This is a genomic window from Streptomyces bikiniensis, assembly GCF_000716625.1.
GTDB lineage: Bacteria > Actinomycetota > Actinomycetes > Streptomycetales > Streptomycetaceae > Streptomyces > Streptomyces bikiniensis.
This window is the reverse complement of sequence record NZ_JNXJ01000030.1, coordinates 66431-89391: the sequence shown is the minus strand read 5'-3', so window position 1 is coordinate 89391 and position 22961 is coordinate 66431. Positions and strand designations below refer to the sequence as shown.

The 22961-nt window shown below is 71.2% G+C and carries 18 protein-coding genes; 11 read left to right on the top strand and 7 right to left on the bottom strand.

What is annotated here, in order from left to right; translation table 11 throughout:
* Window positions 1-29 precede the first annotated feature (29 nt).
* Both OO47_RS22790 and OO47_RS22785 read right to left on the bottom strand, forming a co-directional pair.
* Window positions 30-773, bottom strand: a complete 744-nt coding sequence (locus OO47_RS22790) for an ABC transporter permease (RefSeq protein ID WP_030218641.1) — start codon at window positions 771-773, stop codon at window positions 30-32.
* Window positions 770-1681, bottom strand: coding sequence for an ABC transporter ATP-binding protein (locus tag OO47_RS22785; RefSeq protein ID WP_030218644.1), 912 nt, complete (start codon window positions 1679-1681; stop codon window positions 770-772). The genes OO47_RS22790 and OO47_RS22785 overlap by 4 nt, the downstream gene beginning before the upstream one ends.
* Window positions 1682-1875: 194 nt before the next feature.
* Here OO47_RS22785 and OO47_RS22780 point away from each other — a divergent pair, with 194 nt between their 5' ends.
* From OO47_RS22780 to OO47_RS22755, 6 genes are all read left to right on the top strand, one after another.
* Window positions 1876-3717 (top strand): ABC transporter ATP-binding protein, encoded by a 1842-nt coding sequence (locus tag OO47_RS22780; RefSeq protein ID WP_051716221.1) that lies wholly within the window; start codon window positions 1876-1878, stop codon window positions 3715-3717.
* Window positions 3714-5552: an ABC transporter ATP-binding protein gene (locus OO47_RS22775; RefSeq protein ID WP_030218649.1), complete on the top strand. Its 1839-nt coding sequence runs from the start codon at window positions 3714-3716 to the stop codon at window positions 5550-5552. The genes OO47_RS22780 and OO47_RS22775 overlap by 4 nt, the downstream gene beginning before the upstream one ends.
* Before the next feature lie 467 nt (window positions 5553-6019).
* Window positions 6020-7750, top strand: a complete 1731-nt coding sequence (locus tag OO47_RS33510; protein ID WP_456114902.1) for a M4 family metallopeptidase — start codon at window positions 6020-6022, stop codon at window positions 7748-7750.
* Window positions 7751-7809: 59 nt separating this feature from the next.
* On the top strand, window positions 7810-8466 hold the full coding sequence (locus tag OO47_RS22765; protein ID WP_051736405.1) for a response regulator: 657 nt from the start codon (window positions 7810-7812) through the stop codon (window positions 8464-8466).
* 73 nt (window positions 8467-8539) lie between these two features.
* On the top strand, window positions 8540-10075 hold the full coding sequence (locus OO47_RS22760) for a sensor histidine kinase (protein ID WP_030218654.1): 1536 nt from the start codon (window positions 8540-8542) through the stop codon (window positions 10073-10075).
* Between the two features lie 59 nt (window positions 10076-10134).
* Window positions 10135-10713 (top strand): DUF4352 domain-containing protein, encoded by a 579-nt coding sequence (locus OO47_RS22755; protein ID WP_106969442.1) that lies wholly within the window; start codon window positions 10135-10137, stop codon window positions 10711-10713.
* Between the two features lie 143 nt (window positions 10714-10856).
* Here the strand turns inward: OO47_RS22755 and OO47_RS36345 are convergent.
* Window positions 10857-11674, bottom strand: a protein-coding gene (locus tag OO47_RS36345; protein ID WP_106969441.1) for an IS5 family transposase whose coding sequence is annotated in 2 segments (ribosomal slippage) — window positions 10857-11332 and window positions 11332-11674 — 819 coding nt in all. Because the reading frame shifts where the segments join, the coding sequence is not laid out codon by codon here.
* Window positions 11675-11759: 85 nt separating this feature from the next.
* On the opposite strand from OO47_RS36345, the gene OO47_RS22745 reads away from it, so the two are divergent.
* Window positions 11760-12140 carry a hypothetical protein gene (locus OO47_RS22745; protein ID WP_051716223.1) on the top strand — a complete coding sequence of 127 codons (381 nt, stop codon included), beginning with the start codon at window positions 11760-11762 and terminating at the stop codon, window positions 12138-12140.
* Window positions 12141-12275: 135 nt separating this feature from the next.
* Window positions 12276-13102 (top strand): IS5 family transposase gene (locus OO47_RS35330; protein WP_106969445.1). Its coding sequence is split into 2 segments (ribosomal slippage): window positions 12276-12618 and window positions 12618-13102, totalling 828 coding nucleotides; the frame shifts between segments, so codons are not numbered across the junction.
* On the opposite strand, the gene OO47_RS22735 is transcribed toward OO47_RS35330, so the two are convergent.
* From OO47_RS22735 to OO47_RS22725, 3 genes are all read right to left on the bottom strand, one after another.
* Complete coding sequence (locus tag OO47_RS22735; protein WP_051716225.1) at window positions 13084-13539, bottom strand: DUF5959 family protein; 456 nt, start codon at window positions 13537-13539, stop codon at window positions 13084-13086. The two genes, OO47_RS35330 and OO47_RS22735, sit on opposite strands and share 19 nt — an antisense overlap.
* A 190-nt stretch (window positions 13540-13729) precedes the next feature.
* Window positions 13730-14269, bottom strand: coding sequence for a GNAT family N-acetyltransferase (locus tag OO47_RS22730; RefSeq protein WP_030218664.1), 540 nt, complete (start codon window positions 14267-14269; stop codon window positions 13730-13732).
* Window positions 14254-15513, bottom strand: a complete 1260-nt coding sequence (locus tag OO47_RS22725; protein ID WP_030218667.1) for a hypothetical protein — start codon at window positions 15511-15513, stop codon at window positions 14254-14256. The genes OO47_RS22730 and OO47_RS22725 overlap by 16 nt, the downstream gene beginning before the upstream one ends.
* Window positions 15514-15596: 83 nt before the next feature.
* Between OO47_RS22725 and OO47_RS38640 the strand changes: the two genes are divergently transcribed.
* Window positions 15597-15986: an ATP-binding protein gene (locus OO47_RS38640; protein WP_051716231.1), complete on the top strand. Its 390-nt coding sequence runs from the start codon at window positions 15597-15599 to the stop codon at window positions 15984-15986.
* 241 nt (window positions 15987-16227) lie between these two features.
* Here OO47_RS38640 and glgP read toward each other — a convergent pair whose 3' ends face one another.
* Window positions 16228-18792 carry an alpha-glucan family phosphorylase gene (glgP, locus tag OO47_RS22710; RefSeq protein WP_030218673.1) on the bottom strand — a complete coding sequence of 855 codons (2565 nt, stop codon included), beginning with the start codon at window positions 18790-18792 and terminating at the stop codon, window positions 16228-16230.
* 447 nt (window positions 18793-19239) lie between these two features.
* Here glgP and OO47_RS22705 point away from each other — a divergent pair, with 447 nt between their 5' ends.
* Both OO47_RS22705 and treS read left to right on the top strand, forming a co-directional pair.
* Window positions 19240-21225, top strand: coding sequence for an alpha-1,4-glucan--maltose-1-phosphate maltosyltransferase (locus tag OO47_RS22705; RefSeq protein WP_030218676.1), 1986 nt, complete (start codon window positions 19240-19242; stop codon window positions 21223-21225).
* A complete protein-coding gene (treS, locus tag OO47_RS22700; protein WP_030218679.1) occupies window positions 21222-22916 on the top strand; it encodes a maltose alpha-D-glucosyltransferase in 1695 nt (564 codons plus the stop codon). The genes OO47_RS22705 and treS overlap by 4 nt, the downstream gene beginning before the upstream one ends.
* Window positions 22917-22961 lie beyond the last annotated feature (45 nt).

The following is a 22961-nucleotide window of genomic DNA, read 5'->3' as shown; positions in this document are numbered from 1 at the left end:
CCCCCTCACTCACTCACTCGCTCACTCACTCACTGCCAGCGGAACCAGCGCACCGACGCGCCGGTCAGGACGCCCGTCCACAGGGCCATGACCCCGAGCGCGGCCCAACCGGGCCAGCCGCCCGACGCGGCCGTGTCGAGGGCTTCGGAGGCGGCGCCGAAGGGGGTCAGCCCGACGATCCGCTGCAGCGTATCCGGCATGGCCTGGACCGGTACCCAGACCCCGGCGGTGAACATGGCGGGGAAGAAGACGGCCGAGCCGACGGCGGTGGCGATCTTCTGCGTGCGGGAGACGGCGCACACGGTCGCGCCGAGCGCGAGCCCGGACGCGACGGCGAGCAGCAGGGCGATCAGGTACCCGGCGGGGTTCCCCGGCAGGGCGACCCCGAAGGCGAGGCGGCCGACCGCGACCACGAGCAGCGCGGAGACGAGCGCGGCGGCGGCGTGCAGCGCGAGCTGGGCGGTGAGCAGGGTTCCGGGCCGTACGGGGGTGGTGGACATCCGGCGCAGGATGCCGCGCTCGCGGTAGCCGGAGAGGACCGGGGGCATGGCCTGGAGCCCGGACATGATGAGGGCGAAGAGGACGGCGACGGGGACGTACAGGTCGATGACCCGGCGTCCGCCGAGGTCCTCGGAGGCCTCCCGGAAGGAGGGGATCAGGCCGAGGACCACGAGCAGCAGGGTCGGCGAGAGCATGACCCAGAACAGGCTTCCGGGCTCGCGGCCGAAGAGCCGCGCCTCGGTCTTCAGGACGGTCGCGGTGGGGGTGCTCATCGGTGGTCGTCTCCCGTCAGGTCGAGATAGGCGTCGTCGAGGGTGGCGTCGGTGACCCGGAGCTGGTGGGCGGTGACGCCGTGGCGGGCGAGGAGGGACACGAAGGCGGTGACGGTCTCGTCGGTGCCGCCGACGACCGTGCGCCCGTCGGCGGTGGTGACGGAGACGGCCCCGGGGAGCGCCCGCAGTTCGGCCGGGTCGACCGGGACGCCGGCGGCGAAGGAGATCTCCTTGGCGCCGCCGGAACTCCGGATCAGCCCCTCGGGGGTGTCGAGGGCGGCGATCCGGCCGCGGTCGAGGACGGCGATCCGGTCGCAGAGGCGCTGGGCCTCCTCCATGAAGTGGGTGACGAGCAGGACGGTCACCCCGCTGTCCCGGACGGCCTCGACCAGCGACCAGACCTCGCGGCGGGCGCGCGGGTCGAGACCGGTGGTGAGTTCGTCCAGGACGACGACCCGGGGGTCCCCGATCAGGGCGAGGGCGATGAAGAGCCGCTGCTTCTGGCCCCCGGACAGCTTCGCGAACCGCACCTTCAGGTGGGGCAGGAGGCCGAGCCGCTCGGCGAGCGCGTGCGGGTCGGCGGGCCGCTCGTGGAAGGAGGCGTACAGGTCGAGGGCCTCGCGGACGGTCAGTTTGGCCTGGAGCTCGCTCTCCTGGAGCTGGACGCCGAGGACCCGGGTCACCTCGGCGCGCCGCACGGCGGGGTCGTACCCGCAGACGCGGACCAGGCCCTCGTCGGGGGTCCGCAGCCCCTCGACGCACTCCACGGCGGTGGTCTTGCCGGCGCCATTGGGTCCGAGGATGCCGAAGACCTCCCCCTCGCCGACCTCGAAGGAGACCCCGTCGACGACCTTCCGGCCGGCGTAGGACTTGTGCAGTCCCCGTACTTCGATCGCTGCTGTCGTCATGTCCCGAGCCTCCCGTCCCGGGCGGCCCGCCGGTATCGGCCGATCCGCTCGTACCGGCCATCGGCCGATCGGTTGACGGCGGGTACGACTCCGGGGCGCGGCGGAGTGCCCCGGGGTGCCGCGGACGGCCCCCGGGCGCCCCGGCCGGAAAACCGGGTGAGCGGTGTCAGTGGCGAACCGTAAGGTCGGACCTGATGCCCGAGAACCCTTTGCCCCCAGCGAATCCGGCGGACCCGGCGAATCCAGCGAACCCTGTGGACCCTGTGGACCCGGTAAGCGCCCCCGACCGGTCGGCGGTGCGCGTCCTGCTCCGTCTGTGGCCGTACGTACGGCCCGTGCGGGGGCGGCTGTTCACGGCCGCCTTCGTCGCGATCGTCGCCTCCTGCCTGTCGCTCGTCATCCCCCTCGTCCTGAAGTGGCTGGTGGACGGGCCGGTGGCGGACCGGGACCCGGGTGGCGTGTGGCTCGGGGCGCTGTACCTGCTGCTGCTCGGGATCGCGGAGGCGGTGCTCTTCGGCTTCCGGCGCTGGCTGGTGGCGCGGCCGCTCGCCGGGGTGGAGGCCCGGATGCGGTCGGACCTGTACGGCAGGCTCCAGCGGCTGCCGATCGCCTTCCACGACCGGTGGGCGTCGGGCCAGCTCCTGTCGCGCGGGACGACGGACCTGATGCTGGTCCGGATGTTCCTCGCCTTCCCGCTGACCTTCCTCCTGGTCAACGGCGTGACGATCCTGGCCGGGTACGTGCTGCTGCTCTCCCAGGACTGGTCCCTCGGCCTGGTGCTGCTGACCCCGGTGCTGCCGCTGGTGGTGGTCTGCTCGCTCTTCGAGGGCCGGTACGGGCGGGTGGCGCGCCGGGCCCAGGACCAGGTGGGCGACCTGACGACGGTCGTGGAGGAGAGCGTCCTCGGCATCCGGATCGTCAAGGGCTTCGGCCGGCACCGCAGCCAGGCGCGCGCCTTCCGCGAGCTCTCCGAGCGGCTGCACGGCACGGAGCTGCTCAAGGCTCGGCTGCTCGCCATGATCTGGGCCGTCATCACGGTCGTACCGGAACTGGCCATCGGCGCGGCGCTCGTCCTCGGCACGGTGCAGGTCGCGGACGGCGACCTGTCGGCGGGCACGCTCGTGGCGTTCCTGTCGACGGCGCTCGCGCTGCGCTGGCCGGTGGAGTCGATCGGCTTCCTGCTCGCGATGAGCCAGGAGGCGGCGACGGCGACGGAGCGGTACTTCGAGGTGATGGACGCCGAGGAGGAGCCGGACACGGCCGCCCCGGAGGCCCCGCGGAGCGGCGGCCCGGACGGGGTCCGCTTCGAGAACGTCGTCTTCCGCTACCCGGACGCCCCCGAGGACGCCCCACCGGTCCTGGACGGCCTCGACCTGCACATCCGCCCCGGCGAAACGCTCGCCCTGGTCGGCGGCACGGGCTCCGGAAAGACGACGCTCACCGCCCTCGTACCGCGCCTGCACGAGACGACGGGCGGCCGCATCCTCCTCGACGGCGAGGACATCGCGCTCATGGACCGCCGCCGCCTCCGCTCCCTGGTGTCGACGGCCTTCGAGGAGCCCACCCTGTTCTCCGCCTCCGTCGGCGAGAACGTCCTCATGGGCGCCGACGGCACGGCGGGCGAACCGGAACTGCGGCGCGCCCTCGCCGTGGCCCAGGCGGACGGCTTCGTGGACCGGCTGCCCGAGGGCGCGGCGACCCGGGTCGGCGAGCAGGGCCTGAGCCTGTCGGGCGGCCAGCGGCAGCGGCTCGCCCTGGCCCGCGCGGTGGTCGGCCGCCCCCGCTTCCTGGTCCTGGACGACCCCCTCTCCGCCCTCGACGTGCACACGGAGGCGCGGGTGGAGGCGGCCCTGCGGGAGGTGCTGCGGGGGACGACGGCCCTGGTGGTGGCGCACCGCCCGTCGACGGTGATGCTGGCCGACCGGGTCGCGCTGTTGTCCGGGGGCCGGATCGCGGCCGTGGGCACCCATCAGGAACTGCTGCGGAGCAGCGAGGAGTACGCCTGGCTGATGTCGGGCGAGAAGGAACGGCGATGACGGACACCACGCTCACGAAGCCGCCCGCCCCCGCGCCGGACGAGCCGGACCCCTTCGACCGCGACGACCTGCCCGCGCCCCCGGGCGCGACGGGCGCCCTGCTCCGCTCCCTCCTGTCCGCGCACCGCGCGCGGGTCGCGGTCGCGGCGCTGGTCCTCCTGGTCAAGGAGGCGGCGGTCCAGGCGGGCCCGCTGCTCGTCGCGTACGCCATCGACCGCGGCGTCCCGGCCTTCCGTGCGGGCGACCACGGCCCGGTGGTCGCCGTGGCCCTCGGTTACCTCCTCTGCGCGGTCCTCTCGGGCCTCCTCCAGTACGTCTTCGTCCGGGGAGCGGCCCGCGTCAACCAGGACGTCCTCCTGGACCTGCGCGGCCGGATCTTCCGCCACGCGCAGGTCCTGAGCGTCGACTTCCACGAGCGCTACACCTCGGGCCGGCTGATCTCCCGCTCGACCACGGACGTGGAGTCCCTGCGCGAACTCCTCTCGGAGGGCCTCCAGGAACTCATCGGCGTGGTCCTCTCCTTCCTCTCGATCACCCTGGTCCTCCTCTGGCTGGACCTGGGCATCGGCGCCGTGGCGACGGCGTCCTTCGTCCCCCTCTGCCTCCTGGTGCAGCTCTACCGCCGCCGCGCGGGCCGGGTGTACGGCGAGCGGTCCACCGCGATCGCGGGCGTGATCGTGAAGTTCGCGGAGACGATGAACGGCATCCGCCCGGTCAGGGCGTTCCGCCGCGAGAAGGCCAACGACGCGGAGTTCGACGCTCTCAACCGGCGCCACGAACGAAGCAACGGCGACGCGCTCCTCGAAATGGCCCGCTACGTCGTCGGTTCGCGCCTCGTGGCGAACACGGCGGTGGCCGGAATGTGCCTCTGGGGCGCCTACCGGGTGGCGGAGGGCTCCCTGGAACTGGGCGTCCTGGCGGCGGCGGTCCTCTACATGCGGCGCCTGTACGACCCGATCGACCGCCTGGGCATGTTCCTCAACTCGTACGAGTCGGCGGCGGCGTCCCTCACCAAGATCGCGGGCCTCCTGGCCCAGGAACCGGGCGTGCCGGAGACGACGACACCGCGCGAACTCCCCCACCGCGAGGGCGCCCCCGGCCGGGAGGTGGTCTTCGACGAGGTGAGGTTCGCGTACCGCACGGGAGGCGAGGTCCTCCCCACCTTCGACCTGAGGATCCCGGCCGGCCAGACGGTGGCCGTGGTGGGAGCCACAGGAGCAGGAAAATCGACCCTGGCCAAACTCCTGGCCCGCTTCTACGACCCGACGGAAGGCCGAGTCCTCCTCGACGGCGTCGACCTCCGCGATCTCACCACCCCCGACCTCCGCCGGGGCATCGTCATGGTCACCCAGGAGGCGTTCCTCTTCTCGGGCACGGTGGCGGAGAACATCGCGATCGGCCGCCCGGACGCGACCCGCGAGCAGATCGAAGAGGCGGCACGGGCCATCGGGGCCCACGACTTCATCAGGAACCTCCCCGACGGCTACGACACGGACGTGCGCAAGCGCGGCGGCAGGATCTCGGCGGGCCAGCGCCAACTGGTGGCCTTCGCCCGGGCGCTCCTGGCGGATCCGGCGGTCCTGATCCTGGACGAGGCGACGAGCTCCCTCGACGTACCGGGCGAAAGGGCGGTCCAGCAGGCGATGGACACGGTCCTGAAGGGCCGTACGGCGGTGGTCGTCGCCCACCGTCTGTCGACGGTCGAGGTGGCGGACCGGGTCCTGGTGATGGAGTCGGGCCGGATCGTCGAGGACGGCCCGCCGTCGGCCCTGGTGACGGGCGACGGCCACTACGCGGGCCTGCACCGGGCGTGGCGGGACAGCCTGGTGGGCTGAGGAGAAGCCCGCGGCCGCGAGTGGGGGCTGTGGAGGGGTTCGTGTCCGGGACATCAAGCGTGATGTGTGGCGCACGAGAACCGGTCACTCCGCCGGGACCCGCATGCGCCGTAAATCGTGCAGTTCCGGACGCGGCCCCCGGAACGGCCCCCACGCCCCCGAGAAACCGGAGTGCGCCCCACCGCCCAACTCCGACGGGCGAAAACGCGCCTCCGGCCGAACACCACCCCACGTCCACCCCACAGCCCACGAAACGTCCGCTTAACGAACGCGCCCGTACCGACAGCGGACGATTTCTGGCCAACTTCCAGCCGCACTCCTGACAGGTCCCCGTCATCCCTGCCACTCTCTCCCCCGGCTCTCCGAACGAAAGTTCAGACACCGCCGAACGTGCTCAACCGCTCTCCTTGCTCTGCCCGACGGACTCACCCAGGCCCGCCGGTACCCCCCTCGCAAAAGGAGTCCGCGTGAGATCCACGCCCAGCCGTCGCGCCACCGCGACCGGCGCCCTGATAGCCGCCGCCGCCATGATCGCCGTCAGCGTCCAGACGGGTGCCGCCACCGCGGCCGACACCCCGTTCAGCGCCGCCCCCAAGGCCCAGCAGGGCACCTCGGCGAACCCCGGCAAGCTCCCGGCCGACCTCACCCCCGCCGAGCGCACCGCGCTGATCAAGGCGGCCGACGCCGACAAGGACGCCACGGCCAAGTCCCTCGGCCTCACCGCCCAGGAGAAGCTGGTCGTCCGCGACGTCGTCCAGGACCGCGACGGCACGACCCACACCCGCTACGAGCGGACCTACGCGGGCCTCCCCGTCCTCGGCGGCGACCTGATCGTCGAGGAGACGAAGGCCGGTGCCCGGCAGAGCGTCACCAAGGCGGTCCGCGCGGAGCTGAAGAACGTCGACACGACCGCCAAGGTCGCCCCGGCCGTCGCCGAGAAGCAGGCCGTCGGCCTCGCCCGGGCGGACGGCTCCGAGAAGACCGCCGCCAGCCGCGCCCCGCGCAAGGTGGTCTGGCTCGCCGAGGGCACCCCGGTCCTCGCGTACGAGACCGTCGTCGGCGGCCTCCAGCACGACGGCACCCCGAACGAGCTGCACGTCGTCACGGACGCCAAGACGGGCGCGAAGCTCTACGAGTGGCAGGCCGTCGAGACGGGCACCGGCAACACGCAGTACAGCGGCCAGGTGACGCTCGGCACGGCGCCCTCGTACACGCTGACGGACACGGGCCGCGGCAACCACAAGACGTACAACCTCAACGGCGGCAGCTCCGGCACGGGAACGCTGTTCACCAACTCCACCGACGTGTGGGGCAACGGCAGCCCGTCCAACAAGGAGACCGCCGGCGCCGACGCGCACTACGGCGCCGCGCTCACCTGGGACTACTACAAGAACGTGCACGGCCGCACCGGCATCCGCGGTGACGGCGTCGGCGCGTACTCCCGGGTCCACTACGGCAACGCGTACGTCAACGCCTTCTGGCAGGACTCCTGCTTCTGCATGACGTACGGCGACGGCGCGGGCAACGCCAAGCCGCTGACCTCGATCGACGTGGCCGCGCACGAGATGACGCACGGCCTCACCTCGGTCACCGCCAAGCTGGTCTACAGCGGCGAGTCCGGCGGCCTCAACGAGGCCACCTCGGACATCTTCGCGGCGGCCGTCGAGTTCTACGCCAACAACGCCCAGGACCAGGGCGACTACCTGGTCGGCGAGAAGATCGACATCCGCGGCAACGGCACCCCGCTGCGCTACATGGACAAGCCGAGCAAGGACGGCTCGTCCAAGGACGCCTGGTACTCGGGCATCGGCTCGATCGACGTCCACTACTCCTCGGGCCCGGCGAACCACTGGTTCTACCTGCTCTCCGAGGGCAGCGGCACCAAGACGATCAACGGCGTGAACTACGACTCGCCGACCTCGCAACCTCTCCGTCGGCGTGGACATCGTCCACACCTACAAGGGCGACCTCGTCGTCGACCTCGTCGCCCCCGACGGCTCGGTCTACAACCTGCACAACCGCACCGGCGGCAGCGCCGACAACATCGTCCAGACCTACACCGTGAACGCCTCCTCCGAGGTCGCCAACGGCGCCTGGAAGCTCCGCGTCCAGGACAAGGCCTCGGCCGACGTCGGCTACATCAACGCCTTCAAGCTGACCTTCCCGTAACCGTCACGGGCAGGGCCGGAACGAAGTGACGGACGCCCCGGGGGCAACGCCCCCGGGGCGTCCGCGCGTCCTCCGTAGGGTGGAACGCATGATCAGGGTGCTGCTGGCCGACGACGAGACGATGATCAGGGCCGGGGTGCGGGCCATCCTCGCCACCGACCCCGGGATCGAGGTGGTGGCGGAGGCCGGCGACGGGCACGAGGCCGTCGCGCTCGCCCGCGAGCACCGGCCGGACGTCGTCCTGCTCGACGTCCGGATGCCCCGGCTCGACGGGCTGGCCGCCGCCGAGGAGCTGCGCGGGACCGTGCCGGGCGCGGCCGTCGTCGTGCTCACGACCTTCTCCGAGGACGCCTACATCGCCCGGGCGCTCGCCTCGGGCGTCGGCGGCTTCCTGCTGAAGTCGGGGGATCCGCGCGAACTCATCGCCGGGGTCAAGGCGGTGGCGGCCGGCGGGGCGGCGCTCTCCCCCTCGGTCGCCCGCCGGGTCATCGACACCCTGGGCGGCGAGCGGCTCACCCGCGCCGCCGGGGCGCGGGCCCGCCTGGAACCGCTGACCGGCAGGGAGCGGGAGGTCGTGGCCCTCCTGGGCGCGGGGCTCTCGAACCAGGAGATCGCGGGCCGGATGCACATCGCCGAGGGCACGGTGAAGGCACACGTGAGCGCGGTCCTGGCCCGCCTGGGCCTGCGCAACCGGGTCCAGCTGGCGGTCCTGGCGCACGAGGCGGACCTGGTCGCACATGACTGAACGCCCCCGCCGGCCCTGGCCCTGGTCCCGGCCCCGGCCCCACCTCCGCCCCCGGCCCCGGCCCCGCCCCCGGATGAGCGAACACCCCCACCGCCCCGCCCCCACCCGCGCACACGTCGTCGCCGACACAGCCCTCTGGCTCCTCCTCTCCCTCCCGGTCCTCCTCCGCTCGGACCCGAACGACGGCGGTTCCTGGCCCCTGGTCGCCCTGGGGGTGGCGGTCCTCGGCGGCTGCGTCGCGGTGAGCCGCCGATGGCCGCTGGCGCCGCTCGCGACCGTGGTCGCGGCGAGCCTGACCGTCACCCCGGAGCTGTTCACCCTTTCGTACAGCCTGGCCCTGGTGGCCTTCGGCCACCTCGCGGGACGACGGCAGGAGCGGACACGGGGGGCGCTGTGGCTGTTCGCCGCGGTCGCGGCGACGGGACTGCTCCTGACCACGGTCACGCACACACCCCTCACCCAGTGGTTCACCCTCCTCCTGGCGCTGGCCCTGGCGGTCGTGGCGCCGTGGCTGATCGGGCGTTACGCACGCCAGTACGACCGGCTGGTGCGCAGCGGCTGGGAGCTGGCGGACCGGATGGAGCGGGAGCAGGCGGCCGTCGCGGACCGGGAGCGGCTGCGGGAGCGGTCCAGGATCGCGGGCGACATGCACGACTCCCTCGGCCACGACCTGGCCCTGATCGCGGTCCGGGCGGGCGCCCTGGAACTGGACCCGGCCCTCGGCCCGGAGCAGCGGCGGGCGGCGGGCGAACTGCGGCGCGCGGCGGCGGACGCGACGACCCGGCTGCGGGACGTCGTCGGCGTCCTGCGGGAGGACGGCGCGGGGGCGCCGACGACCCCGCCCGGCGAGACGGTGGAGGAACTGGTGGCCCGCGCCCGCACGTCGGGCCTCCCCGTCGGGCTCACCACGACACCGTCACCGGTGCCGCCCCTCCCGGGGATGACGGGCCCGGCCCTGCACCGGATCGTCCAGGAGGGCCTGACCAACGCGGCCAAGCACGCACCGGGCGCGGCGGTCTCGGTGACGGTCGCGCCGGAGGCGAAGGGCGTACGGATCCGGGTGGCCAACGGCCCCGGTGCCGCGAACCCGTCCCTCCCCTCCGGGGGCACCGGCCTCGTCGCCCTCGACGAGCGGGTCCGCCTCGCGGGCGGCACCCTGACGCACGGGCCGACGACGGACGGCGGCTTCGCCCTGGAAGCCGTCCTGCCCCGCAACCCCCCGCCGTCCCCGCCCACGGCCCCCACGTCCGCGCGCGAACTGGACCGGGCCCGCCGCGAGGTGCGCAAGGGCCTCGCCCGGGCGATCTGGGTCCCTCTGGCCCTGCTCACGGCCCTCGGCCTGCTGATGACGGGGGTCGCCCTGTGGACCCAGCACCAGTCGCACCTGGAACCGGACGAGTACGCCCGTCTGCGCATCGGCCAGCCGTACGCACGGGTCGCCGAACACCTGCCCGCCCGCCCCCTGGACGGCCCACCGCACGACGCCCCCGCCGAACCCTCCGGCACGGACGAGTGCCGCTACTACCGGACGACCCTCCTCGCCGCGATCCCGGTCTACCGCCTGTGCTTCACGTCGGGGCACCTCACCGACAAGACCGAGGTGCCCTGAACGGTCACGAGATGATCACTATCCTTCACCGTACGTACACAGTCCGGCAGGCTGAGCCGATGCGCAGACTCACCACCCCGCTCGCCGCCGGCCTGCTCTTCACCCTCACCGCCTGCGGCGGCAACGAACCGTCCACCCCGACGGTCAGCAAGACGAGCAGCAGCCCCGAACCCGCAGCCACGACCAGCAACTCCCCCAGCTCCACTCCGACGGACACCACGTACAAGCTCGGCGAGACCGCGAAGGTCACGACCGACGACGCCACCTTCACCGTCACCGCCCTCGCGTACACCCAGCCGGTCAAGGGCCCCCAGCCCCCGGACCCCACCACCCAGGGTGGAGACGTGTGGGCCACGGTCGAGGCCAAGGTGTGCAATGTCAGCGGCGCCACGCTGACCGTCACTCAGTTCCCCTGGTCCCTCGCCTACGCGGACGGCGCCGTCGTCAAGGTCACCGGCTCCACGGGCGGCGACCTTCCGAAGCCCGAGTTCCCCATGGACCAGCCCGTCAAGAACGGCCGCTGCGTCAAGGGCAAGATCCCTTTCCCGGTCATGAACAACATCCGACCGGAACGAGTCGTGTACGCCCCTGAGGCCCTGAAAGCCACTCCTGTCGAGTGGACCGTTCCCAAGCAGTAGGAAAGGCGGCGCCCGTAGTCGGCAAGCCCCACAACGGGCGCATTTTCTGCTTCGATGATGATCCAAGACTGACCGGGCTGCCGACCTTCCCGAACCGATCCCCATGGCCCGACAGGCCTGATCAAACCTGATAAGACCATGTCTCACGTGGTGATCTTGGCGAGCTTCTTGTAGCAGGTCATGGCTGCAGCAAGGCCGAGGAAGGCGAGGAAGTGACTGCCCTTTCGTTCATAGCGGACGGTCAGGCGGCGGTATCCGAAGAGCCACGAGATCGATCTTCCGATCTTCCATCGGTGTCTCCCAAGACGTTCGGAGGACTCCACGCCCGGCCGAGCGATCCGCGGAGTGATGTTGCGTTCACGCAGCCACGCCAGGTTGCCGGCCGAGTGGTAAGCCTTGTCGGCCCGAACCTTTTCGGGGCGTCGCCGGCGAGGGCCGCGGCGCGAGCGGACGGCCGGGATCCCAAGGACGAGCGGGCCAAGCGCTTGGACGTCGTTGACGTTCGCAGCGGACACCCCGACGCCCATGGGCAGCCCCTGCGCGTCGGTCAGAACGTGCAGTTTGCTGCCCGCTTTGCCTCGGTCGACTGGATTTGGCCCCGCCAGCGAACCCCCCTTTTCGCCCGCACCGAGGCCGCGTAGACGATCACAGAACTCCAGTCGAGTCCGCTGCGGGCTCCGATCTCGTCCAGAATCACGCGGTGCAGGCTCCGCCATACTCCGGATGCGGTCCAGACGGAGAACCTCCGGTGAGCCGTCGCCGACGACACTCCGAACGTCGGTGGCAGATACCGCCAGGCGCACCCGCTGGTCAACACGTACACGACGGCAGTGAACACGGCACGCTGGTCGACCGGCGCGGCGCCACCGCCCTGCGGGCGCGAGCGGAAGGACGGCAGCACCGGCTCGACCAATGCCCATAGATCATCCGGCACGAGCCGCTGCGACAGATCCCCACCCATGGACGATCATGATGCCGCTGCCGGCCACCCGGCGACGGCCGGTGGAGCGTTGGGCTGGTTGCCCTCGCCACCTCAGAATGGGCGCATGGCTCCTCTCTCCATCGACCCGCGCTCGCTGAACGCCGACGAGCGCGCAGTGCTTGAACACATCCTGTCGGCAGAGTTCGATGGCGCGTCGCAACTGCGGAATCAGCTGGACCGCACCGAGGTGACCGCTGCCTGGGGACCCGACTCCGTGAGCGTCGATCTGCAGGTCCGGGAACCGTGCGAGCATGCGGCGCTGTCGACCGAGCTCGTTCCCGTGGACGCGCACGTCCATGACCCGTCCGGCGCCTACGTCGGCGAGATCCTCGTCTGGACGGACCGGGGAGCCACGCTCGCAGCCCTGGAGTTCGCCTGGGTCACCGACGAGATGCCCACGTCTCTCCCGACCGTCATGCACGGCCGGCTCAGCTGGCCGTCCTGACGGCTCCGCCCGCCCTCAGCCCCTATCCCCCGCAGGGGGCGAGATCACCACGTGAGACACGGTCTTAGAACTCCTAACGAAATGATCTTCGAGGTGGTCGGATCGCTCGAGGGAGCATTGATCCGGGGGTGTGAGGTGGCTCGGCCGAAGCCGTGGCATGTCGAGGACGAACTGTGGGCGGTGGTCGAGCCGCTGTTGCCGAAGGTTGAGCGTCGGGTCCGGCATCCTGGGCGGAAACGACATCCGGACCGGCTGGTGTTTCAGGGCATCCTGTTTGTCCCGCATACCGGGATCGCCTGGGAGCACCTGCCGCAGGAGCTCGGCTTCGGTTCGGGCATGACGTGCTGGCGGCGCCTGGCCGAGTGGACCGAGGCCGGCGTCTGGCGCCGACTCCGCGAAGCGCTCTTGGCAAGGCTCCGCACCGCAAACGCCCTGGACTTCTCCCGGGCCGCGGTCGACGGCTCCCACATCCGCGCGTTAAAAGGGGACCCAAGACGGGACGAAGCCCTGTCGACCGGGGCAGGGCGGGCAGCAAGCATCACCTGATCACCGATGCCACCGGCATCCCGCTCGCCGTCACCCTGACCGGCGGCAACCGCAACGACGTCACCCAGCTCATCCCACTGCTCCAGGCAGTGCCACCCGTCAGGGGCAAGCGCGGCCGACCGCGGCGCCGCCCCGCCGTCGTACTCGGGGACCGCGGCTACGACCACGACAAATACCGCCGCCTCGTCCGCGCGCTCGGCGTGAAGCCACTGACCGCGCAACGCGGAACCGAACACGGCTCCGGACTCGGAACCAGGCGTTGGGTTGTCGAGCGCGCCTTCGCCCACCTGTACTGGTTCCGCCGCCTGCGGGTCCGCTGGGAGATCCGCGACGACATCCACGAAGCCTTCCTCGCCCTGGGATGCGCACTCATCTGTTGGCGACGCCTGTCAGCAGTTCAGCGCCGCCATTCATAGACGCCCGGCGAAGACTCAAGGACCTCGCTCGGCCACTGCTTCAGCACTCGCCCAAGCAGCCTGCGCTGCTCGTCGATCCAACCCTCTTCGAGGTTCACCGGAAGGAACACAGACACGCACGAACTGCTCGGATCCTCCACGTGGACTGCGGGAGTCTCATGCTCTTCGTTGTGCGGCTGGATTCTGATCGCAGGGCTGTGGGCCTCGTCCCTCCAGCAGATGTCCTGCCCTGCAGCAAGTAGATCCAGAGCCCGAGACCATGTCTCCAGGTCAGCAGGGGACACAGACATGGCCAGACGACCGCTGACAAAGCTGCTTGTGATCACGGCCTCTGCGTCAAGCTGGTCGTGAAGATGCAGCAAGCCCGGCGACCGACGCCCCAACACGCGGACCTGGAAGGTGTTGTCACCATCCGAGAGACTGATCAGTTCCACCATGCACCCCTGTTCTGCCCGCCTTCCCCCGTTAAGGCTCATGGTGTGGAACCGGAGTCTCGGCCACAACCAGATTCCCTCTGCCTCATTCCGTTAGGAGTTCTTAGGCGCTAAGCCACATAACGGCCCCCTGAGAAGCGTTCGGTCTCATCAGCCATGTGGGGGCGAGGGGACGCCTCTCCGCGTTCCGGGCCTACTCCAAGGGAAGCTCCGCGAGCATGACGGCATAGACCGGCGAGTCCGGGAAGGGTCGTCGCTCGCCCACCTTGCGGAAGCCCCAGGAGTCGTACAGGGCCTGTACGCGGGGGTGCTCCGTGTCGACCAGGAGGACGGCCAGGTCCTCGTCCCTGCTGCCCAACAGAGCGCGGGCGAGCCGCTCGGCGACTCCGGCCCCCCGGTGCTTCGTACGCACCGCCAGCTCGGAGAAGGAGAACGTCAGGTCCCTCTCCGGAGCCGGGTCGAGATGCTCCCGCCACCACTCGCGGTACCTGGTGGCCGGGGCCCCGTAGGCGAAACCCGCCGCCTCGTCGCCGTCGTGCGCGATCACGCAGGAGAAGGCCGAAGCGCTGCCCCAGTGATCGACGAACCATGGAAAGCGCTGGTTGAACTCGTCGTCCATCGCGTCCGCATAGGCATCGGCGTGAATGTCGATGAGCGTCTGCCGGATCCGGGGCAGGTCTTCGTGGGCGTAATACCGGAGGTTCGGCTCGGCGGCCTTCACGATCGGCTCCATTCGGATCGACAGCGGTCCCCCCACTCTCGTGCGACCGCCGCATCCGGCGCAAGAGTGATCAAGCACCTGTAGAAATCCCCGAGGCGCGACCGCACGCGGCCGGGGATCGGATGTCCCTCCATCAGCTCGAAGGCGGCCGAGGCGCTGGCGCACGCCTGGTCGACATCGCCTCGGCGTACCTGGGCCAGAGCGAGTTGAGCCGTGGCCATCGCACGGTTCCGGCGGAACTGCCGCGGAATCGCGGACAGAGCACGGTGGGAGGCGGCTTCCGCCTCGGCGAAGTCCCCGATCCTGTTCCGGACGACGGCGGTCAGGGCTGTCAGCTCAGCCGGCCCGTAGAAGGCCGTCCAGCTCGGCCGGGGACCGGCCGAGACCACCTTGCTCAGGGCTTCCTGCGCGTATCCGAGAGACCTGAGCGCGGCCTGACGGTCGCTGTTCGAGTGGCCGACGGCCGCACGGGCATGGGTCAGGGAGGCGAAGAACGGGTCCCGCCTGGTGACGCTCGTGGCCTGGGCCGCCATGGCCGAGTCCACTGCGTCCGCGTGCTCCCCGCGCTGGTTGGCCAACATCGCGTACAGGTTCCAGACCTGAAGCTCCGCGATGGAGTCCTGTCCCATTCCGGCCAGGTACAGGGCTCTCCCCAGAAGGGCATGGGCCCGGTCCCCCCTGTGGGCGTCCAGCGCGCTCCAGGCCGCCGTGGCGGTGTAGTCGGCGGCCACGGAGAAGAGCCTCCGGCGGACACGCTGCGTGGCTCCGAGCTTCTGCATCTCCAGGGCTTCGGCGGCTCCCGCCGGCGCGGCCTTCTCCAGCCCTTCGTGGCCGCCCTTGGTGTCGTCCAAGGCCATCAGCGCGTCCAGACCGCTGCGGAGCCGGATGACGTCGGAAGTGCCGACCCGCGGAGGAGTACCCGAGAAGGGGGCGACGACTGCGACCGTCGTACCGCCGGCTCCGGCAAGGAAGTTCCTGCGGTCCACAGGGTCCTCCCGGGGTGTCGAGGGGCGTCTTCTCGCCGGAGGGTGGAAACCCAGCTCCTCGGCGGCACAACCGAATACTGCCTCCAACGCTTTCCGCTGCCGGGGATGGGGCCACCTGGTTCTTCCGGTCAGCCAGTTGCGGACCGTCCGGTCACCGACCGTGCCCTCGTGTCCCTCGTCGATCAGGTGGGTGTTCACCGCGTCGGCCAACTCATGCTGCTTCAAGCCGCGCTCCTGCATGGCGCTGTCGAGGCGTTCGTTCCCCTCCACGTGTCCACGGTAGTGACTCGGTCCCGGTCCATGAGTGCAGATCGCGCGGAAATTTCCGGTCGGGCACGGGGCGGACCCACGGGATTTTTCCTCCTGCAACGGCCGGGGCGGTCGTTCACTGGGGCAAGGCCGTAGCCGCTCGCAGGCTGGTTCGTGCGGCGCTGATCGTCCGGGGCCTGGAGTCGCTGATCGACAACGCCACCCTCGTGGTGACCGAGCTGGTCTCCAACGCGGTCGACCACAGTCGTCTTCCGTCGATCCGGGTGCTCGTCTCCCGGCCCTCGGCGAACGGAATCCGTGTGGGTGTGGTCGACCGCTCCAGGACTGTCCCCGTGCTGCGAACGGACTCCAACGGTGACCAGGTCCGGGGGCGGGGACTGGTTCTGGTCGACGCGCTGACGGAGCAGTGGGGCACCGAGCCGTACCGGTGGGGCAAGCAGGTCTGGGCCGAGCTGAAAGAGGAGACAGCGTGAAGAAGGACGGAAAGCCCTGGGTGGGCGATCGGGTACGCGACGAGGTCACCGGCAGGAAGGCCATCGTGACCGACGTCCGGAAGGGTTCGACCCATATCCTGCGTCCCGTCGCGGGCGGGGGCGCCTTCTGGGAAGCCCAGGATCCCGACAGGCCCACCGTGACGGAACCGTCCGGAGGCAGGTCCTGAGAACCGTGGCGCCTCGGGGCGAGGCACCACGGTTCAGGGGACCCGCCCGTCCCCTACCGCAACAACACCCCCGCCCCCTCCCCCGTCGTCTCCTCCGGGAGGGTCGCCAGGCCCAGTTCGGTGGGGTGGGCGAGGAGGGGGTGGGTGGGGAGGACGCGGACGGTGCAGCCGAAGGAGCCCGTGCGGTCGAGTTCCAGGGTGCCCGCGTACGGGAGGCGGCCCTCCAGGTCCGGGCCGCCCGCCGGCTTGAGGGTGACGGTGCGGGGGGACGTGAGGGTGTCGTCGGCGTCGACCCGGCCGGTGACGGCCTGGACCTCGACGTCGTCGGGGGCGAGCGTGCCGAGGGCGACCCGGACGCGGACGACCGGGGTGGCGCCCAGCTCCGCGTCGGCCACGTCGTCCGCGAGGCCGTCGCCGACCTCGACGTGGTCGACGGCCACCTTGGGCCAGGCCTCCCGGACCCGGGCCTTCCAGGCGGCGAGTTCGCGGGCCCGGTCCGGGGTGAGCGCCCGGCGGGCGGTGGCGGCGGGGGCGTAGAGCCGCTCGACGTACTCGCGGACCATGCGGTCGGCGAGGACCTTGGGGCCGAGGTCGGTGAGGGTGCGGCGGACCATCGCCGTCCAGCCGGACGGGACGCCGTCGGGGCCCCGGTCGTAGAAGCGGGGGGCGACCCGGCGCTCGATCAGCTCGTAGAGGGCGGCGGCCTCCAGGTCGTCGCGGCGCTCCTCGTCGGCGGCGGCCGCGCCGTCGGCGGTGGGGATGGCCCAGCCGAAGTCGGGCTCGAACCACTCGTCCCACCAGCCGTCGAGGACGGAGAGGTTGAGGCAGCCGTTGAGGGCGGCCTTCATGCCGCTGGTGCCGCAGGCCTCCAGGGGGCGCAGGGGGTTGTTGAGCCAGACGTCGCAGCCGGGGTAGAGGCCGCGGGCCATCGCCATGCCGTAGTCGGGCAGGAAGACGATCCGGTGCCGGACCCGGGGGTCGTCGGCGAAGCGGACGAGTTCCTGGACGAGCCGCTTGCCGCCGTCGTCGGCGGGGTGGGCCTTGCCGGCGACGACGAGCTGCACGGGCCGCTCGGGGTGGAGCAGCAGCGACCGCAGCCGGTCCTTGTCGCGCAGCATCAGGGTGAGCCGCTTGTACGAGGGGACGCGGCGGGCGAAGCCGATGGTGAGGACGTCGGGGTCGAGGACGGAGTCGGTCCAGCCGAGTTCGGCGGCGGCCGCGCCGCGCTGCCGCCAGGAGGCCCGCAGCCGGTCCCGTACGTCGGTGACGAGCCGTTCGCGCAGGGTGCGGCGCAGGTCCCACAGCTCGCGGTCGCTCGCGTCGGGGCCGAGCGGGCCGACCTCGGGGGCGACCCAGGTGGGGGCGTGGACGCCGTTGGTGATGGAGGTGATGGGCACTTCTTCGGGGTCGAATCCCGGCCAGAGTCCGGCGAACATGGCGCGGCTGACGGCGCCGTGCAGGGTGGAGACGCCGTTGGCGCGCTGGGCGAGGCGCAGGCCCATGGCGGCCATGTTGAAGACGCCGGGTTCGCCGCCGAGGGGGGTCTCGTCGCCGAGGGCGAGGACGCGGCCGGTGTCGACGCCGGGCAGGGCGCCGTCCTCGCCGAGGTGGCGGGCGACCAGGGCGCGGTCGAAGCGGTCGATGCCGGCCGGGACGGGGGTGTGGGTGGTGAAGACGGTCCCGGCCCGGACGGTCTCCAGGGCGCTGTCGAAGTCGAGCCCGTCGCGCTGGAGTTCCCGGATGCGTTCGAGGCCGAGGAAGCCGGCGTGGCCCTCGTTGGTGTGGAAGACCTCGGGGGCGGGGTGGCCGGTGAGCCGGGTGTACGTGCGGACGGCGCGGACGCCGCCGATGCCGAGCAGCATCTCCTGGAGGAGCCGGTGCTCGCTGCCGCCGCCGTAGAGGCGGTCGGTGACGCCGCGTTCGCCGGGGGCGTTCTCCTCGACGTCGGAGTCGAGCATGAGCAGCGGGACGCGGCCGACCTGGGCGGTCCACAGGTGGGCGTGCAGGCTGCGGCCGCCGGGCAGGGCGAGGGTGACGCGGGCGGGGGTGCCGTCGGGCTCGCGGAGCAGGGTGACGGGCAGCTCGCCGGGGTCGAGGACGGGGTACTGCTCCTGCTGCCAGCCGTCCCTGCCGAGGGACTGGCGGAAGTAGCCGTGCCGGTAGAGCAGTCCGACGCCGATCAGGGGGACGCCGAGGTCGCTGGCGGCCTTGAGGTGGTCGCCGGCGAGGATGCCGAGGCCGCCGGAGTACTGGGGCAGGGCGGCGGCCACGCCGAACTCGGGCGAGAAGTAGGCGACGGCGGCCGGGAGGTCGCCGGGCTGCTCCTGGTACCAGCGGGGGGCGTTCAGATAGGCGTCGAGGTCCTCGGCGGCGGCGCGGAGCCGGACCAGGAAGTCCTGGTCGGCGGCGAGCGCGGCGAGCCGGGTGGCTTCGAGGGAGCCGAGGATCCGGACGGGGTCGGTGCCGGGCGGGGCGTCCGGCCCGGAGGTGCCGAGGGACTCGAAGAGGGCCCGGGTGGGCTCGTGCCAGGACCAGCGCAGGTTGCGCGCCAGGTCAGCGAGGGGTCGAAGGGTGTCGGGGAGGACGGGACGCACGGTGAATCGACGGATTGCCTTCACGTGTTCCACCTTCGCAGGCGAGTACGGACCGGAGGGGACGCACCACGCTGTGTGTCCGGCGTGCCGCTCCGATGGTAGCCCCGACCGGATCGGAGCAACGGGAACCGACGGGTGAGGACACCCCTGTGACGGACCGTGCGGGAGCAACGTCCTGATGCCGCGGGGACGGTGACGGCTTCGTGTCCGACTTCCGCCCTTGCCCGTTTTGCTACGACCCGGTAGTTAACAAAGCGCCGGATTGCCCGAGGGTGCACCATGGGAAGGCTCCTCCGGTAACGCCCGGCACGCGCCCCTTCCTGACCCCCTTTCACCCCCTCGGTTCGACCGTCCGGGTGAACGCGGACGGGAGAGGGCACGCCCCCGACCCGCCGGCCGTCGGCGGAGCTAGAAAGAGCGCACCACCACCCGCACCCCCGTACCCCGTCAGGTGATGCTGTGAATCCGCTCATGGGACGCATTCCCGTACTGGACGTCCGCCCACTGGTCGACTGCGGCCGGCGCCCCGCGAAGGCGGTGGCCGGAGAGACCTTCGAGGTGACGGCGACCGTCTTCCGCGAGGGTCACGACGCGGTCGCCGCCAATGTCGTGCTGCGCGGCCCGTCGGGCCGTCCCGGCCCCTGGATCCCGATGCGCGAACTGGCGCCGGGCACCGACCGGTGGGGGGCCGAGGTCACCCCGGACGCCGAGGGCTCCTGGACGTACGCCGTCGAGGCCTGGAGCGACCCGATCGCCACCTGGCGGCACGCGGCGAAGATCAAGATCCCGGCCGGGATCGACTCCGAGCTGGTCCTCGCCGAGGGGGCCGAGCTGCACGAGCGGGCGGCGAAGGGCGTCCCGAAGAAGGGCGGCGGCCGGGAGGCCGTGCTCGCGGTGGCGGACACCCTGCGCGACGCGTCCCGTCCCGCCGCCGTGCGGCTCGCGGCCGCCCTGGCCCCCCGGGTGGTGGAGACCCTGGACCGCCACCCGCTGCGCGAACTGCTCACCTCCTCACCGAAGTTCCCCCTCCGGGTGGAGCGCGAGCGGGCCCTGTACGGCTCGTGGTACGAGTTCTTCCCTCGCTCCGAGGGCGCGCGGACGGTCGACGGGCGCACGGTCCCGGGGAACTTCCGGACGGCCGCCGAGCGGCTTCCGGCGGTGGCGGCGATGGGCTTCGACGTGGTGTACCTGCCGCCGGTGCACCCGATCGGCGAGACCCACCGCAAGGGACCGAACAACTCCCTGTCGGCGTCGCCGAGCGACGTGGGCGTGCCGTGGGCAATCGGTTCGCCGGAGGGCGGGCACGACGCGCTCCACCCGGACCTGGGCACCTTCGAGGACTTCGACGCCTTCGTGGTGCGGGCCCGGGAGCTGCGCCTGGAGATCGCGCTCGACTTCGCGCTCCAGTGCTCGCCGGACCACCCGTGGGTGGAGAAGCACCCGGACTGGTTCCACCAGCGCCCCGACGGCTCGATCGCGTACGCGGAGAACCCGCCGAAGAAGTACCAGGACATCTATCCCATCGCGTTCGACAAGGACATGGACGGGATCGTCGAGGAGACCGTGCGGGTGCTGCGGCACTGGATGGACCACGGCATCCGGATCTTCCGCGTCGACAACCCGCACACCAAGCCGGTGGTGTTCTGGGAGCGGGTCATCGGGGAGATCAACAAGGACGATCCGGACGTGGTCTTCCTGGCGGAGGCGTTCACCCGGCCCGCGATGATGCGGACCCTGGGCGCGATCGGCTTCCAGCAGTCGTACACGTACTTCACCTGGCGCAACACCAAGGAGGAGCTGACGGAGTACCTGACGGAGCTGTCCCGGGAGACGGCCGCGCAGATGCGGCCGAACTTCTGGGTGAACACCCCGGACATCCTGCCCGGCTACCTCCAGAAGGGCGGCCGGCCCGCGTTCGAGGTGCGGGCGGTGCTCGCGGCGACGCTCTCGCCGTCCTGGGGCGTGTACGCCGGGTACGAGCTGTGCGAGAACACCCCGCTGCGGGAGGGCAGCGAGGAGTACCTGGACTCGGAGAAGTACGAACTGCGGCCCCGTGACTGGGAGTCGGCGGAGCGCGCGGGGAGGACGATCACCCCGCTGATCACGAACCTGAACCGGATCAGGCGCCGCCACCCGGCCCTGCGCCGGCTGCGGAACCTGACCTTCCACGACGTGGACAACCCGCAGGTGATCGCGTACAGCAAGCGCTCCGGTTCGAACACCGTTCTGGTGGTCGTCAACCTCGACCCGCACCACACCCAGGAGGCGACGGTCTCGTTGAACATGCCGGAACTCGGCCTCGACTGGCACGAGACCGCGCCGGTGCGCGACGAGCTCACCGGCGACACCTATCACTGGGGCAGGGCCAACTACGTGCGCCTGGAACCGGGCGTCACGCCCGCGCACGTACTGGCCCTGCGACCGTCCCCGCAGACCGGAGGGTCACCCACCTCATGACTGTCAACGAGCCCGTCCCCGACAAGTTCGAGGACACCCCCGCCAAGGACCGTGACCCCGACTGGTTCAAGCGGGCCGTCTTCTACGAGGTCCTCGTCCGCTCCTTCCAGGACAGCAACGGCGACGGCGTCGGCGACCTGAAGGGCATCACGTCCAAGCTGGACTACCTCCAGTGGCTGGGCGTGGACTGCCTCTGGCTGCCGCCGTTCTTCAAGTCCCCGCTGCGGGACGGCGGCTACGACGTGGCCGACTACACCTCGGTGCTCCCGGAGTTCGGCGACCTGGCCGACTTCGTGGAGTTCGTGGACGCGGCCCACCAGCGCGGCATGCGCGTGATCATCGACTTCGTCATGAACCACACCAGCGACCAGCACATGTGGTTCCAGGAGTCGCGGCGCGATCCGGACGGGCCGTACGGCGACTACTACGTCTGGGCCGACGACGACAAGCAGTACGCGGACGCCCGGATCATCTTCGTCGACACGGAGACCTCCAACTGGACCTTCGATCCGGTGCGCAAGCAGTACTACTGGCACCGGTTCTTCTCGCACCAGCCGGACCTCAACTACGAGAACCCGGCGGTGCAGAAGGAGATCCTGTCCGCGCTGAAGTTCTGGCTGGACCTGGGGATCGACGGCTTCCGGCTGGACGCGGTGCCGTACCTGTACCAGGAGGAGGGCACCAACTGCGAGAACCTTCCGGCCACCCACGCCTTCCTGAAGCGGGTCCGCAAGGAGATCGACGAGCACTACCCGGACACGGTGCTGCTCGCCGAGGCGAACCAGTGGCCGGAGGACGTCGTCGACTACTTCGGCGACTTCCGGTCGGGCGGCGACGAGTGCCACATGGCCTTCCACTTCCCGGTCATGCCGCGGATCTTCATGGCCGTGCGGCGCGAGTCCCGCTACCCGGTCTCGGAGATCCTGGCGAAGACCCCGGAGATCCCGTCCGGCTGCCAGTGGGGCATCTTCCTGCGCAACCACGACGAGCTGACGCTCGAAATGGTCACGGACGAAGAGCGCGACTACATGTACTCCGAGTACGCCAAGGATCCGCGGATGCGGGCCAACATCGGCATCCGGCGCCGGCTCGCCCCGCTCCTGGACAACGACCGCAACCAGATGGAGCTGTTCACCGCGCTGCTCTTCTCGCTGCCGGGCTCACCGGTGCTGTACTACGGCGACGAGATCGGCATGGGCGACAACATCTGGCTGGGCGACCGGGACGGGGTGCGCACCCCGATGCAGTGGACGCCCGACCGGAACGCCGGCTTCTCCTCCTGCGACCCGGGCAGGCTCTACCTTCCGGCCATCATGGACCCGGTCCACGGCTACCAGGTGACCAACGTGGAGTCGGGCATGGCCTCGCCGTCGTCGCTGCTGCACTGGACGAAGCGGATGATCGAGATCCGCAAGCAGAACCGGGCCTTCGGCACGGGGACGTACACGGAACTGCCCGCGTCCAATCCGGCGGTGCTCGCGTTCCTGCGCGAGGACGGCGACGACCTGGTGCTGTGCGTGAACAACTTCTCGCGGTTCGCGCAGCCGACCGAGCTGGACCTGCGGCGCTTCGCGGGCCTGCACCCCATGGAGCTGATCGGTGGCGTGAAGTTTCCTGCCATCGGTCAACTCCCGTACCTCCTGACCCTCGCGGGACACGGGTTCTACTGGTTCCGCCTCAAGAAGGGCTGAGACCGGGACGGTTCGGCCACGTCCGCGGCGGGGCGGTTTCACCCG